Here is a 14,923-nt window from a genome sequence, read left to right as displayed (position 1 = left end):
CGAAATAACCTAAAAGGCTCCGGTCATCATGAAGTGATGACCGGAGCCTTTTTACTAATACTTTCCTATGCATTTACATTAGTGGTTTTACTTTGTTGCATAAAGCGAAAGCAAACTTCATTAAAAAGATAAAACCACATACCGTATAGAATCTATTAATGTCCGAGCGATATTTAATAAAACTTACTGATTCTCATTATTTTTCCATTTGTATGAATATTAATTGCCAATATGATAGAATCATCATTAATATGAACATTTCCACTACAAATAATTTTTCGTCTCAAATCATAAACGATCGACTTATTACATAGTATTGAGTTGCATCGCATTTTACATACATTTTCCTCTTAATTCAAAGAAAGCGGTATCAAAAAGCCCCATCTATTTATATACCGACAATTTCTAAAAAATTCATAGCAATGTCTTTTTAAAAAGGAGGCGTTTTAAATCACGCATATAACACTTCATTACGAGCATGCAATCGATTTTTTAGACAAAAATACACTTACACAATTACATACACCTATTCAGTTAGTACATGAGCAAATACATAACAAAACAGGACGTGGCAGCTCGTTGCTAGGTTGGGTTGATTTACCTGCGACATATAATCGAAATGAATTTGCACAAATCAGGAAGTGCGCTGCAAAAATCCAAGCAAACTCAGACATTTTATTAGTAATTGGTGTAGGCGGTTCTTACTTAGGCGCACGTGCAGCTATCGATATGCTCTCACATACTTTCACACATCTTCTGCCTAAAGAAGAACGACAGGGACCCGAGATTATCTTTGTCGGGCATCATTTAAGCTCTACCTACATGAGTCATTTAATCGACGTTTTAAAAGACAAAGACTTTTCTATTAATGTCATCTCTAAAAGCGGTACGACAATAGAGCCAGCAATTGCTTTTCGTATTTTCAAAGAGCTTATTGAAAAGAAATATGGAAAGGAAGAAGCCGCTAAGCGAATCTATGTTACAACAGACAGGGAAAAAGGCGCATTAAAATCAATCGCCAATCAAGAAGGCTATAAAACTTTTATTATTCCAAATGATATTGGTGGTCGTTACTCCGTCTTAAGTGCTGTCGGATGCTTACCTATCGCAGTATCTGGCATTTGTATTGATACGATAATGCGCGGTGCAGAGCGTGCTATGGTGGAATTGGCAGAGCCGACGTTAGAAAACAATCCAGCATATCAATATGCAGCAATTCGTAATCTATTGTATGAGCATGGAAAGCATATTGAGATTTTGGTCAATTATGAGCCACAAATGCACTTTTTTGGGGAATGGTGGAAGCAGCTGTTCGGGGAAAGTGAAGGGAAAGATGGAAAAGGGATTTTCCCTGCTTCTGTAACTAATACAACCGATCTTCACTCGTTAGGGCAATATATCCAAGATGGACAGCGTAATTTATTTCAAACCATTCTTTCTGTGCTAAAACCTAATAGAGAGATTACTATACAACACTCAAGTACGAATGTAGATGGTTTAAATTACGTATCTGGAAAAACAATTCACGAAGTTAATCAAACAGCGCTTGAAGGGACATTGTTAGCACATAAGAAAGGTAACGTGCCAAACATAGTCATTGAGTTGCCACAATTAGATGCCTATACTTTTGGCTATCTCGTATTCTTTTTCAAAAAGGCATGTGCAATTAGCGGATACCTACTTGGTGTAAATCCTTTTGATCAACCAGGTGTTGAATCGTATAAAGAAAACATGCTCGCCTTATTAGGAAAGCCGGAATTCAAAGAAAAAAGAGCACAATTAGAGAAAAGCTAAATACGTACAGCCAATTATTAATAAATAAGCACACAATTTGCATTGCCCCACTTAACAATCCTACGACCTGTTGGACGTGGGGTTTTTTAGCATTCAAACATATAGTTAGTTGAAAATACAAACGATTCAATTCTTTCTAATTAATTGAAAGATTTGGAAATAAGTGATATTATTTTCTATAAGAAACACTTTAAAATAGACCCTGTCAAGCTTCGTTTCCCTATGAAGGAAACACGTATGAAAAACGCTCCATTACTAATAAAAATCGTTTTTCTTATCCTTTGCTTATGGACAAATAAAGGGGAATTAAAGAGGAGGATTTAAATGAAGGCGGAAACAACCTTTGTACCTGGCCTAGAAGGAGTGATTGCCTCAGAGACAGCGATATCACTACTCGATACCGAGCTTGAAAAAATTGTTATAAAAGGACATGACTTAATTGAGTTATCTAAGAATAACGATTATCTAGACATCGTCCACCTTTTATTTGAAGGCTCTATACCAACAGAAAAGGAAAAAAAGCAGCTGGAAGAACGACTAAAGAAAAGTTACGATGTCCCAGCAACCATAAACGACATTTTACAAATGCTTCCGAAAAAAACCCACCCTATGGATGGTCAGCGAACGAGTATTTCTGCATTAGCGGGATTTGATGACCATATTGACGATCGCTCCCAAAAAGCAAACAACGACCGAGCATACGACGTTTTAGCAAAAATCCCCAACATCACCGTAAACAGCTACCGTATTCTTAATAAAAAGAAACCGATACAACCGCGTCACGACCTTTCATACAGCGCTAACTTCTTATATATGATTACCGAAAAGATCCCGACTGAACAAGAAATCCATATTTTTGACCGTTCCCTTTTACTATATAGCGAGCACGAAATGCCCAATTCAACCTTTGCAGCAAGAGTTATTGCTTCAACTCACTCGGATATGTATGGCGCTCTAGCAGGGGCAGTTGCATCCTTAAAGGGAAATCTTCATGGAGGCGCAAATGAAGCTGTAATGTACATGCTCCTTGATGCAAATACTGTTGCGGAATTTGAAGCATTGATAATGAAAAAACTTCATCATAAAGAAAAAATTATGGGTTTTGGTCACCGTGTATATATGAGGAAGATGGATCCACGTGCTTTAATTATGAAAGAATCGCTACGCGAGCTTTGCAAGCAAGATGGGGACTTTAAACTGTTAGAAATGTGCCAAGCTGGAGAAGACATTATGAAGCGAGAGAAAAATCTTTATCCAAACTTAGATTACTATGCTGCTCCAGTTTATTGGAAGCTTGGTATTCCGATTGAATTGTATACTCCAATTTTCTTCAGTGCAAGAACGGTAGGCCTATGCGCACATATTACGGAGCAACACTTGAACAATCGACTTTTTCGTCCACGTGTGAAATATATCGGCGAGCAGTATTAGTAGATCAACTGGGGAGTTGAATTCCGCCCGCCAACTAAAAATTTTACCATGTATTGGTCGAACAAACAATACTATTTAGAGAGGGAGAGACGATTGCACGTAGAAACAAATACGACAGATCAGCTTTTAGAAGAAATAGCAGACTACGTATTAAATAAAGAAATTTCGAGTTCGGAAGCCTATACGACTGCACATTATGTGCTTAAAGATTCCTTAGGCTGCGGAATTTTAGCACTTCGTTACCCAGAATGCACGAAAGTACTAGGACCAATCGTACCAGGGACAACAGTACCAAACGGGGCTCGCGTACCTGGTACGACATATGTACTTGATCCAGTAAAAGCAGCGTTTGACATTGGTACGGTTATACGGTGGCTTGATTATAACGACACCTGGTTGGCTGCTGAATGGGGCCACCCATCCGACAATTTAGGCTGTATTTTGGCAATCGCCGACTATGTGAGTCAGCAACGCTTAGCCCAAGGAAAAGACCCTTTAACTGTTCACTATGTACTGGAAATGATGATCAAAGCACATGAAATCCAAGGAATTCTTGCTCTAGATAATAGCTTCAACCGAGTCGGTTTAGACCACGTACTCCTTGTAAAAATCGCTTCTACAGCTGTAGCAACCAAAATGCTCGGCGGTGGACGTGAAGAAATCATTAACGCGCTTTCCAATGCTTGGATTGATAATGCTAGCTTACGAACGTATCGTCATGCACCAAATACAGGCTCAAGAAAATCGTGGGCTGCAGGAGATGCAACGAGTAGAGCAGTTTTTTTCAGCTTAATGGCCGTCAAAGGGGAAATGGGATATCCAAGTGCACTTACAGCCGCTAACTGGGGCTTTCAAGATGTGCTGTTTAACGGAAAAACTGTAACCCTAGCAAGACCGCTGGATTCGTATGTAATGGAAAATGTGTTGTTTAAAGTATCCTATCCTGCTGAGTTTCACGCACAAACAGCAGCTGAAGCAGCTATTCAATTGCACCCACTCGTAAACGGACGATTAAAAGAAATCGACAAAATCATCATCTCTACACACGAGTCTGCGATACGAATTATCGATAAAACCGGTCCACTAAATAACCCGGCAGACAGAGATCACTGTTTGCAATACATTACTGCGATTGCATTAATGGAAGGGCATATTGTAGCAGAGCATTATGAGCATGAGTTTGCAGCTAATCCATTAATTGACGAGCTGCGAAGCAAAATGGTCGTTACAGAAAACGAGCAATATACAAAGGACTATTTAAATCCGGATAAACGTTCGATTGCTAATGCTGTTCAAGTACAATTTACAGACGGTACAGCAACAGAAATGATCGAAAGCGAATACCCTCTTGGTCATCGATTTAGAAGGGATGAAGCATACCCAAAAATTAATGAGAAATTCACAGAAAATGTATCCGTCCATTACACAGTAAAACAACGTGAAAAGATTGAAGCTGCTTTTGCAGACTACGATAATCTAACTTCAATGAACGTAAATGAATTTATTGATTTATTTGTTCAACGGTAATGTTTCCGACTTTTATTTTACAGGGAATGACTAAACAGAGAAGCTTTTAGTCCAATACCTACAGCCTAGATTAGAGGAGGTTTATCCATGGCTTGGATCGTTGATCAACCATCTTCGCAGGAAATTTTAGCAGATCGTTTTAAGCAGCTTATAAATGAAGAATCAGTCTTACAAATACCCGGCGCTCATGATGCTATGGCAGCCCTTATTGCCAAAAGCACAGGATTTTCAGCACTTTATTTATCTGGAGGAGCTTATACAGCTAGCAAAGGACTCCCTGACTTAGGGATTGTAACATCGACAGAGATAGCCGATCGTGCAAAAGACTTAGTTCGTGCAACCGATTTACCTGTACTCGTTGATATTGATACCGGATTTGGTGGTGTATTGCACGTTGCCCGAACAGCACGAGAAATGGTAGAAGCGAACGTAGCTGCTGTTCAAATTGAAGATCAAAAACTCCCTAAAAAATGCGGCCACCTTAATGGTAAACAACTTGTTCCAAAAGAAGAAATGGCTCAAAAAATTAAAGCAATTAAAGAGGTAGCCCCTTCGCTTGTTGTAATAGCTCGTACCGATGCCCGTGCGGTAGAAGGGATAGACGCAGCCTTCCAACGTATTGAAGCTTATATTGAAGCAGGTGCAGACGGCATCTTTCCTGAAGCCCTTCATACAGAAGATGAATTTCGTCTATTTGCCAATAAAGTTAACGTTCCACTCTTAGCGAATATGACTGAATTCGGTAAAACACCGTTCATTAAAGCAAGCACATTTGAAGCGTTGGGCTATGCGATGGTTATTTATCCTGTTACTTCATTACGGGTCGCCGCAAAAGCATACGAACGGATATTTAACCTAATTATAAAGGAAGGCTCTCAGGAAAATGGCGTTTCGAACATGCAAACAAGGAAAGAACTGTACGCTACGATTGGTTTAGAGGATTTTGAAGCGTTGGACGAAGCAATTGCCAAGACAATATTGCCAGAGGGACCGTCCCATCGTTAATTGTTGTACATTCAGCTGGCTACGATGATTCTCTTAAAAAATATGGAGAGTCATCGTTTTTTCTCGAGCGATTACGCAGTCGTATGTTTTATATAATTTCTCGCTCGTACATTTTCAGCGATAGAAATATGTATTGCTGGAACATGGACACGATTCGTAACGTACGAATACAAAAGTTTGCTTTTTTCATTCATTTATACATATACATCTCGTTATGCTTCTAACAGGAAGTTTACTCTCATGCTATACTCATATATACAATTTAAATGTATTTTTATTTTACTTTGGTTTGTAACTAGGAGGCTACAATTGATGAAACACGTATATTCATCGTTCAAGGAAGCTGTTGCTGATATTAAAGATGGCGCTACAATTATGGTTGGGGGATTTGGTCTTTGTGGAATTCCTGAAAACGCGATACTTGCACTCGTAGAAAAAGGGGTAAAAGATTTAACAATTATTTCCAACAACTGCGGAGTAGACGATTGGGGCCTAGGACTATTACTTAAGAACAAACAAATTAAAAAAATGGTTGGCTCCTACGTTGGCGAGAACAAGGAATTTGAACGTCAAGTACTTGACGGCATTATTGATGTAGAACTCACGCCACAAGGTACACTTGCGGAAAAAATTCGTGCTGGCGGAGCAGGCATTCCTGCTTTTTACACTCCTGCCGGTGTTGGAACCCCAATTGCTGAAGGGAAAGAAATTCGAACGTTTCATGGAAAGGAATATATATTAGAAGAAGCGTTAACCGCGGATTTCAGTATTGTAAGAGCGTGGAAAGCAGATCAGATGGGCAACTTAATTTATAATAAAACAGCACAAAATTTCAATCCAATTATAGCCGCTGCCGGTAAAGTAACAATTGCTGAAGTGGAAGAACTTTATGAAGCAGGTACACTTGATCCGAACATCATTCATACACCTAGTATATACGTTCAACGTATCGTACAAGGAAAACAAGAAAAACGAATCGAAAGAAGAACGGTAACAGCTTCATAAAAATAAATACGACGATTTAGTACGTTTTTTTAAGAAGGGAGCGATAGCTATGACGATGAGTAAAGTAAACGTTCGTGAAAAGATTGCGAAACGGGCAGAAAAAGAAATACATGATGGTTTCTATGTAAATTTAGGTATTGGCATGCCTACGTTAGTAGCTAACTATATATCTAATAACAAACAAGTAGTGCTACAATCCGAAAATGGATTGCTTGGTATAGGGCCATACCCATCAGAATCTGAAATTGACCCAGACCTAATCAATGCAGGAAAAGAAACCGTTACAACGATACCAGGTGCCGCATTTTTTGATAACGCCGAATCGTTCGCCATGATCCGGGGTGGCCATATTGATGTAGCTATTCTTGGCGGAATGGAAGTATCCGAAACAGGCGATCTCGCCAACTGGATGATTCCTGGAAAAATGATTAAAGGCATGGGGGGCGCGATGGATCTCGTGCATGGTGCCAAAAAAGTAATTATCATTATGGATCACACTACGAGAGCTGGTAAACCAAAAATTCTAAAAGCATGCACACTCCCACTTACAGGAAAAGGCGTTGTAAATAAAATTATTACAGAAAGAGCTGTTATGAAAGTAACAAAAAAAGGCCTTCATTTAGAAGAAGTTGCTAAAGGGTATACGGTTGAAGATATAATCGATACGACAGAAGCCTCGGTAATCGTTGATGAAAATGTAAAGCTTGATGCGTATTAAACATCGACAATACTACAGACATGTTCAATTTCTATCTACTGAAATAAATCATATATTTGAGTCAATTTCATAATTGCCATTTTTAAAAAATCACAAAACAACAGAATTCTAAAGCCCACTTAAAAATTTAAAGCTAGATTGGTGTCTGCTGTGTTCCATCCGGATCGACTCCGCTTTCCGCAGGCAACGCCTCAACTAATTTTAAACGTTTTTACCGAAACTTTTAAAGTGGATTTTCGGCTGTTGCTTTACCTGCAGGAGTCTGCGTGGATCCGAATTCCACACAGACGAGTTGGTGTTGCTATGCAACCTCTGTTTCTTGGTTATAGATAGGCAAGTTAACTTCTCTTTCAGCCTTTTCTTTTACCCATTGTTCACGCTCTTCCTTTGATTGACGCCCACGTTTCTTAGGTTCAGATTTGTTTTTTTCTTCTTTGGCGGAGCCTGATCGCGAGCCTCACAATGGGTTGCAGCAATCGCGACAGTATCTCATTGATATAGCCTGCTTTGATTGCTTGAAGAACAAGACTTTCTTGGACTTTCTCTAAAGTACTCGATTCACTCAATTTCGATAAGCGTCGAGAAAAGAAGCCTCAGATGGTATTTCGTCAGATTCTAAAAAAACACAGTTGATTTTAAAAGCTATGTCATGGTTAAGGCGTCTAATTAAATCTTTTATTGTCGGAATTCGTTTAACATAGCGTATAAATACAGATATTATGGGCTTGGAATTATAAAATTCACTCATTTATTTAACACACTGCCACACTGCGAAAAAGCGTATGAAGAAATGGAGTACACTACCATTCTTCATCCGCTTTCTTCCATTCACTATGCTATTATGGGTATCCATAAAATATTGTAGAAGGATAAATTTTCTAACATTACCGCTCATCGAATATACGTGCTTTCCGCGGTCGAATGGTGAGCCTCCGCTTGCTACGCATTGTAGGGTCTCACCTTTCTCTATCTTTCCGCTGGAACTTTCTCTGAAGAAGTCTCGCATATCCATTCGCTCATGTTGGAGAGCCTTCCTCATTTTCTATACATAAATCCGAAAATCCACTATTTTTCAATAACTGAATGTGTAATACTTACATTTACTCCCCCTAAATCGGGACTATTTTGAACGGACACTACATAGGATTCATTTGCTTTTTGCCCCATAAATACTTCCATTTCTATGCCGGCATCCGTCATAGCAGCTGTCATTTGATCAACACCTTCATGTGAATCTCCATCTGCAATATTTTCAAAGTCACCACTTGCAAAATAATCGGAGTATAACTTTACTATATCATCATAATTGCCATCAGATAAAAAATTGACCGATGAACCTCTTTCTGTATCGTTATCAATAGAAGCACTAGATACGATCGTTATATCATCTGGAATAGGTATATCTGAAGGAAACCCTTCTGGAATTTCAGAATTGACCCCAATATTTAAATCGCCATCCTCTCCACTGATTGTCATCGACCCTTCATCTTTATCAATATTTATGGCCGCCTCTTTACCTTCATCATTCGTTATCGTTGCGCCATCTTTTGATATTTCAACGGACTCGCCATCTTCGCCTATTGGAATATTACATCCTGTCAACAAACTAATAAGTACGAAAAGTACACCTATGCTAAAATGCTTCATCGCACATAACTCCTTCTATAAAGATTTATTAAATCATTGTTTATTTTAAAGCATGAAGGTTAAGACGAGGTTAAGTCATAGAAATTTTATGCATATTTGGCGAGCATTTCAGTTGAACGGAAATAGAGAACTTATTAAAAAGCCAATTTTAAAATTGCAAAAGAAAGTGTGAACGCGATAGTACTTCCAATCAGTCTGTTACAAAATTTAAAATAAATTGTACGAAAAGCAGAAAAGGAATATTACATACGATCCTGCTAAAAATCCTCTCACAATTTTCGTCAATCCAAATTTGTAAATAATGGTATAAAAAAAGGTTCTTGTCAAATGACGTTAGTGAATTGATTGAGTCACGTATTTGTGGGTGTTATTTTAAGAAGTTAAAAAACCTCTCTTTGTATTCGTTAATTTAATATTGATTCCTACCGACCGCAGTAGATATACACTACGCTTTCCGTGCCCGCGGAAAGCATCCACCTGCAGTGAAAATCAACGGTGTTATTCATGTGTATATCGTTCGAAGTAAAATTGATCACATATTATCGAGTTAGATTCGTGCATCTGTTCCCCCACAAATATTTTACTCATACTGGTGAATTTCCCTCACATTTCCCTGCCAAAAAGTAATGTGTTTTTCTTAACCAATGTCATATATTGGTAAGTTTAGCTGGAATAAACTTGGTCATGATTCCTTGATGTTTCTTAATTTGAATAGAATCTTCTACAATCGTAATGTTTTTATCTTGTATATTGAGTAAAACTTTTCTATTTTTATACTGAAAAATAGTGTTAGTGAATTTTCTTCACCAACACTATTTATTGTAGAGTCAAAAAAGAGCGGTGTCTCATGATAAATGACTTCATGATGACACTACTCTTTTTTCGTTTAGTTATTCTTAAGACAGCCTTTAATAAGAGCATGAAAGACATCATGCCTGTGCGATCTTTGTATTTATTAGTAGTAAGCTAACAAACCTTTTAATAACCGCTTCCTTTGCCACCTTTGACAATCTCTTTACCAGAGCTTGCGCCAATTCGAGTAGCTCCTGCTGCAATCATACTTCTTGCCGTGTCTAAATCTCTTACACATGCGGAAGCCTTCACGCCAATATCTGGTCCTACAGTTTCTCGCATTAATGCAATATCTTCTGGCGTTGCACAACCTGGTCCAAATCCTGTTGATGTTTTTACGAAGTCAGCACCAGCCATTTTAGAAAGCATACAAGCCTTCTTCTTTTCTTCATCGGTTAAAAAGCCGGTTTCAATAATAACTTTAACTACGGCCTGGCCACCAGCAGCTAGAACGACACCTTCAATGTCTTTTTTAACCGTATCGTGGTCGCCTGATTTCAAGGCACCGATGTTAATAACCATATCAATTTCTGTAGCCCCAGATGCAATTGCATCTCGCGTTTCTGCAATTTTTGTAAAGGTGCTTGTTGCACCTAGTGGAAAGCCGATTACAGTTGTTATTCCAACGTTTGTTCCAGCAAGTTGTTTCGCTGCTGTTGGAACCCAGCCAGGGTTTACACAAACTGTCGCAAATTGAAACTCCGCTGCTTCCTCACATAATGTAATAATTTGTTCTTTTGTAGCTTCAGGTTTTAATAATGTATGGTCAATCATCCGGGCGATTTGCGCACCAGTGATTAGTTGATTTTGATAAACGGCTGGCTTACTTTGCGCCGCTTTGTTTTCGTTATTTTCCTTTGTACTGCTCGTATTTGATATTTTACTCATTACCTGTGCAGTAATTTGTTCAACCAATTTGTCCATTTCCACACTCACCTGAACTCACCTCCGATGTATTTTCTGATTTTTAACGTTATTGTTCCTCAATTTTATCTACAATTCCTACAATAATAGCATCGACAGCGCCTTCTGGATCATTCAGTATTTTTCTCGCTGATCCGCCTTCTTCAAGGATAAGTACATAATCGCCAATTCCTGCTTGTGCACGATCAACAGCAATAAAAGAATCTCCAACTGTCTGTCCGTTATGATCGACCGGCTCGACAACCATCAATTTTAATCGGTAGTGGCTTTCTGTTTTAGCAGTAGCAACTACATTGCCGATTACTTTAGCAAGCTTCATTATAGCTTAGGTAGCATTTTTTCAACTTCTTGATGTGGGCGTGGAATAACATGTACGGACAAGAATTCGCCTACACGACCAGCTGCCTCTGCTCCTGCTTCCGTAGCAGCTTTAACAGCTCCTACATCTCCACGTACCATTACTGTTACAAGGCCACCACCGACTTGAACTTTTCCTACTAATTCTACGTTTGCTGCTTTCATCATTGCATCCGCTGCTTCAACTGCACCTACTAATCCTTTTGTTTCAATCATTCCTAATGCATTATTCATTCTTATTTCCTCCTTAGTCTTGTATATTATACGTATCAATAATTCCCATAATTCCTGCGTCAGACGGTACTAGCGGTTTATACTTCTTTAGTGGCAAGCTCGATTCTCCGCTTTTTGCTAAGTATACGAGATCGTCTTTTCCCGCTTGCCCCATTGTATCGATCGCTATTTGTAATTTCCCTTTCGGTGTAAGGTCATCTTTTAAAGGCTGTACGACCAATAATTTCAAGCCGTTTAATCCTTCATCTTTCTGTGTACACACGACGTTGCCAACGACTTTGCCGATATACATAACAAAGACCTACTTTCCGCGGCCAATAAAACGACTTTCAATCTCCATGATCTTTGTTACTCTGCGATCATGACGTCCTCCTGAAAAATCAGTTTCAAGCCACTTTTTTACCATTTGAACAGCTAATCCAGGCCCTAAAGTTTGTCCGCCGATGGAAAGGACATTCGCATTGTTATGATCTCTACTGTTAATGATCGAACTAATATCCCAGCAAACCGCACAGCGAACACCTGGTACTTTGTTAGCTGTCATCGCACTGCCTATCCCAACGCCGTCGATAATGATTCCAACGTAATCTTCGTTTGTCGCGACACTTTCAGCTACTAAAAATGCAATATCAGGATAATCAACGGATTCACCATCATAGCACCCGAAATCAACAAGCTCATATCCTATTGCAGTTAATTCTTTCTTTATTTTTTCCTTTAGTTCAAATCCTCCATGATCACTGCCAATAGCGATCTTCTTCATTATCTATCCATCCCCTTACAACACGCTTGAACAATTTGGGTAAAATCGTCAGCGACTAAACTAGCGCCTCCAACAAGAAAGCCATCAATATCCTTCATATTTGCTAAAGCACTCGCATTAGTCGGCTTCACTGAGCCACCGTATAAAATCGGAAGGGCATTTGCTAACGAGCCATATTTAGTATAAATACTTTTTCGAATCGCTTCATGAACTGCTTGTGCGTCCTCTGGTGAAGCAGAACGTCCACTGCCTATCGCCCATACTGGCTCATATGCAATTATGACGCTTGATACATCTTGCAGTCCTTCTAATGCATGAAGTAATTGCTGATTAACGACTTCATTAGTAAGTTGTTGTTCTCGTTGTTCAATTGTTTCCCCGACACATATAATAGGATTTAGACCTTTTTCCAATGCACGCTTTATTTTTTCATGAATCATAGCGTCGGTCTCTCCAGCAGCACGACGTTCGGAATGTCCAACAAGTACATACTCACAACCAATGTCTTGAAGCATTTCCGATGAAATTTCTCCGGTATGTGCTCCTTCATGTGCTGTGTGTAAGTTTTGCGCACCGATTCCAATCGATTTCTTGTTCGCATTTAATAATGCTTTTAATGGATAAAGCAAAGTATATGGTGGGCAAATAACAACATCGCTCGGGCTCTGTTCAGTCTCTAACTGGTTAATGAAAGCAACTGCTTTTTCAAGCGTCATATTCATTTTCCAGTTTGCGATTACGAGTTGACGCCTGTTTGTATGATCAAATGCCTTTGTCTTTAAAGCATCTTTTACTGCTTGTCGGACAATATCTTTTACATGTTGCTCCAATGACATTTCCATCTACCTACTTAGAAGCCGGTAAAATTGATTCTACTTCACTATTTGGACGTGGGATGACATGGACAGAGATAAGCTCACCTACACGTTGGCAAGCTTCAGCGCCAGCTTCTGTTGCCGCTTTTACTGCACCAACATCGCCACGTACCATTACGGTTACGATGCCTCCACCTACTAATTCTTTTCCTACTAATTCAACGTTTGCTGCTTTCACCATTGCGTCTGATGCTTCGATTGCACCTACTAATCCTTTTGTTTCAATCATTCCTAATGCTTCTCTTGTCATTGTATTTCCTCCTTTAGTTTGGCTTGCTGCTTTTGTTTTTGAATTCTTTTGCTTAGGAGCTGTCTTTTGCGCTTTTTCTTCCTTTTGTTTCTCGCTCACCTATGTCACTCCTTATATAATTCTTAATCCATCAACGAGTACACAACGGCGTTGCCTAGTAAACGTTTTAGCTGAAGTTAATCCTTCGCCCGTTGGACCTGCAATCGTTAATGTTGTAAATCCTTCACTGTCAACGCCTAATCCAGCAACGGATGGGCCATTTGCAACAAAAATGGTTGCTTCAATCTTTTGAGCCATTTTTGTTACATTTGCGATGTTTTGAGAATGCATCATCGCCGTATGACGATTTCCCTTTTCAGCCTTATATGCCAATTCAATTGCTTTGTCCACGCAAGGAACTTTAACAATCGGTAAGATTGGCATTAGCATTTCCGTTTGAACTAACGGATGATCAAAAGTTGTTTCTGTAATGATCAGCTTAACGGAAGGTTCGGCTGGCAACCCTGCTGCTGCAAGTAAAACAGAAGCATCTTTACCGACAAAATCTTTGTTCGGATAAAAGCGGCCATTTTTTTCTGTTAAAACAACCTTCAATAACTTGTCCAATTGATAGGATTTCAGTTCAACAGCATGGTTTTTAACCATTTCTGTTTTAAGCTTCATCGCTACCTCTTCGACGACAAGTACTTCCTTTTCTGCTGTACACAAAATATTGTTATCAAAGCTAGCACCAAACACGATATCCTTTGCCGCTTTAGCAATATCTGCCGTTTCATCCACAACAGCAGGTGGATTTCCTGGGCCTGCAGCGATGACCTTTTTCCCTGTACGCATTGCAGCACGAACAACTGCGCCGCCGCCTGTAACGACCAAGGCATTAATTTCTGCATGATTCATTACTTCCTGACTCGTATCTATTGTAGGATCTGCAACAGATGTCAAGACGTTTTCTGGCCCTCCTGCTTGTACAATCGCTTCATTTAATAACTGCATTGCTCGCAAGGAAACTCGCTTTGCACTTGGATGTGGATTGTATACTACCACATTGCCGGCTGCTACAAGTGAGATACTGTTATTAATAATTGTTGCGCCTGGGTTTGTCGTTGGAGTAATCGCTCCAAATATGCCAATTGGTGCATATTCAACAAGTGTAAGACCTTTATCGCCGGTATATGTTGTACTATTTAAATCCTCAATACCAGGTGTTTTTTCTGCTGCTAGCACATTTTTAGCTATTTTGTCACGTACTCGTCCTAAGCCCGTTTCTTCAACAGCAAGCTTAGCTAGTGCCTCTGCATGTTCTAAGCTCGTTTCTCTCATTCGTTCAATCATCTTTTTTCGTGTTTCTAAAGATATCGACTTCAGCTTCTTATTCGCTTCTTTTGCGGCTTGGACTGCTTCATCTACTGTTGCAAACACGCCTTTGCCAAATGAAACTGCTTGATCATGCTGAGTTGCTTTGTTTTCACTTGGCTGCTCAATCTTTTGGATTACTTTTTCAACCAATGCTTGAATATCTTTTTCGCTTATATTCATTTGCT

General features: G+C 39.3%; 15 protein-coding genes and 1 pseudogene. 6 read left to right on the top strand and 10 right to left on the bottom strand.

From position 1 onward, the window contains the following. Positions 1-450: 450 nt before the first annotated feature. The 6 genes from ACLIBH_RS00825 (at position 451) to ACLIBH_RS00800 (ending at position 7,480) form a co-directional block, all read left to right on the top strand. A complete protein-coding gene (locus ACLIBH_RS00825; protein WP_439314841.1) occupies positions 451-1,794 on the top strand; it encodes a glucose-6-phosphate isomerase in 1,344 nt (447 codons plus the stop codon). Positions 1,795-2,118: 324 nt separating this feature from the next. Beyond that, positions 2,119-3,225, top strand: coding sequence for a citrate synthase (gene mmgD / locus ACLIBH_RS00820; protein ID WP_439314772.1), 1,107 nt, complete (start codon positions 2,119-2,121; stop codon positions 3,223-3,225). A 93-nt stretch (positions 3,226-3,318) separates the two neighbouring features. After that, on the top strand, positions 3,319-4,752 hold the full coding sequence (locus tag ACLIBH_RS00815; protein WP_439314771.1) for a bifunctional 2-methylcitrate dehydratase/aconitate hydratase: 1,434 nt from the start codon (positions 3,319-3,321) through the stop codon (positions 4,750-4,752). An 87-nt stretch (positions 4,753-4,839) separates the two neighbouring features. Then, a complete protein-coding gene (gene prpB, locus ACLIBH_RS00810) occupies positions 4,840-5,757 on the top strand; it encodes a methylisocitrate lyase (protein ID WP_439314770.1) in 918 nt (305 codons plus the stop codon). 312 nt (positions 5,758-6,069) lie between these two features. Further along, positions 6,070-6,762 carry a CoA transferase subunit A gene (locus tag ACLIBH_RS00805; RefSeq protein ID WP_439314769.1) on the top strand — a complete coding sequence of 231 codons (693 nt, stop codon included), beginning with the start codon at positions 6,070-6,072 and terminating at the stop codon, positions 6,760-6,762. 49 nt (positions 6,763-6,811) lie between these two features. Beyond that, positions 6,812-7,480: a 3-oxoacid CoA-transferase subunit B gene (locus ACLIBH_RS00800; protein WP_439314768.1), complete on the top strand. Its 669-nt coding sequence runs from the start codon at positions 6,812-6,814 to the stop codon at positions 7,478-7,480. 310 nt (positions 7,481-7,790) lie between these two features. Here the strand turns inward: ACLIBH_RS00800 and ACLIBH_RS00795 are convergent. The 10 genes and pseudogenes from ACLIBH_RS00795 to ACLIBH_RS00750 all read right to left on the bottom strand — a co-directional run. Further along, positions 7,791-8,201: pseudogene (locus ACLIBH_RS00795) on the bottom strand (transposase); the annotation flags it as partial. Between the two features lie 344 nt (positions 8,202-8,545). Then, positions 8,546-9,127 carry a hypothetical protein gene (locus ACLIBH_RS00790; RefSeq protein ID WP_439314767.1) on the bottom strand — a complete coding sequence of 194 codons (582 nt, stop codon included), beginning with the start codon at positions 9,125-9,127 and terminating at the stop codon, positions 8,546-8,548. A gap of 978 nt (positions 9,128-10,105) precedes the next feature. Next, positions 10,106-10,753: a deoxyribose-phosphate aldolase gene (gene deoC, locus ACLIBH_RS00785; protein ID WP_439314840.1), complete on the bottom strand. Its 648-nt coding sequence runs from the start codon at positions 10,751-10,753 to the stop codon at positions 10,106-10,108. A 199-nt stretch (positions 10,754-10,952) separates the two neighbouring features. Then, on the bottom strand, positions 10,953-11,222 hold the full coding sequence (locus ACLIBH_RS00780) for a EutN/CcmL family microcompartment protein (protein ID WP_439314766.1): 270 nt from the start codon (positions 11,220-11,222) through the stop codon (positions 10,953-10,955). Then, positions 11,222-11,494: a BMC domain-containing protein gene (locus ACLIBH_RS00775; protein WP_439311811.1), complete on the bottom strand. Its 273-nt coding sequence runs from the start codon at positions 11,492-11,494 to the stop codon at positions 11,222-11,224. Before ACLIBH_RS00775 ends, ACLIBH_RS00780 begins: the two co-directional genes overlap by 1 nt. 13 nt (positions 11,495-11,507) lie before the next feature. Then, on the bottom strand, positions 11,508-11,786 hold the full coding sequence (locus ACLIBH_RS00770) for a EutN/CcmL family microcompartment protein (protein WP_439314765.1): 279 nt from the start codon (positions 11,784-11,786) through the stop codon (positions 11,508-11,510). 9 nt (positions 11,787-11,795) lie between these two features. After that, positions 11,796-12,257 (bottom strand): ribose 5-phosphate isomerase B, encoded by a 462-nt coding sequence (gene rpiB, locus ACLIBH_RS00765; RefSeq protein WP_439314764.1) that lies wholly within the window; start codon positions 12,255-12,257, stop codon positions 11,796-11,798. After that, entirely contained in the window at positions 12,257-13,093 is an 837-nt protein-coding gene (gene tpiA, locus ACLIBH_RS00760; protein WP_439314763.1) for a triose-phosphate isomerase, read from the bottom strand. Before tpiA ends, rpiB begins: the two co-directional genes overlap by 1 nt. A gap of 10 nt (positions 13,094-13,103) precedes the next feature. Next, positions 13,104-13,382 (bottom strand): BMC domain-containing protein, encoded by a 279-nt coding sequence (locus tag ACLIBH_RS00755; RefSeq protein ID WP_439314839.1) that lies wholly within the window; start codon positions 13,380-13,382, stop codon positions 13,104-13,106. A 111-nt stretch (positions 13,383-13,493) separates the two neighbouring features. Continuing rightward, the gene (locus ACLIBH_RS00750) at positions 13,494-14,918 is read right to left on the bottom strand and encodes an aldehyde dehydrogenase family protein (RefSeq protein ID WP_439314762.1); all 1,425 of its coding nucleotides are present in this window, start codon (positions 14,916-14,918) and stop codon (positions 13,494-13,496) included. Positions 14,919-14,923 lie beyond the last annotated feature (5 nt).

This window comes from Virgibacillus sp. W0430 (genome assembly GCF_051846935.1).
Taxonomy (GTDB): Bacteria; Bacillota; Bacilli; order Bacillales; family Amphibacillaceae; genus JBPYCR01.
This window is presented reverse-complemented; position numbering and strand designations above follow the sequence as displayed.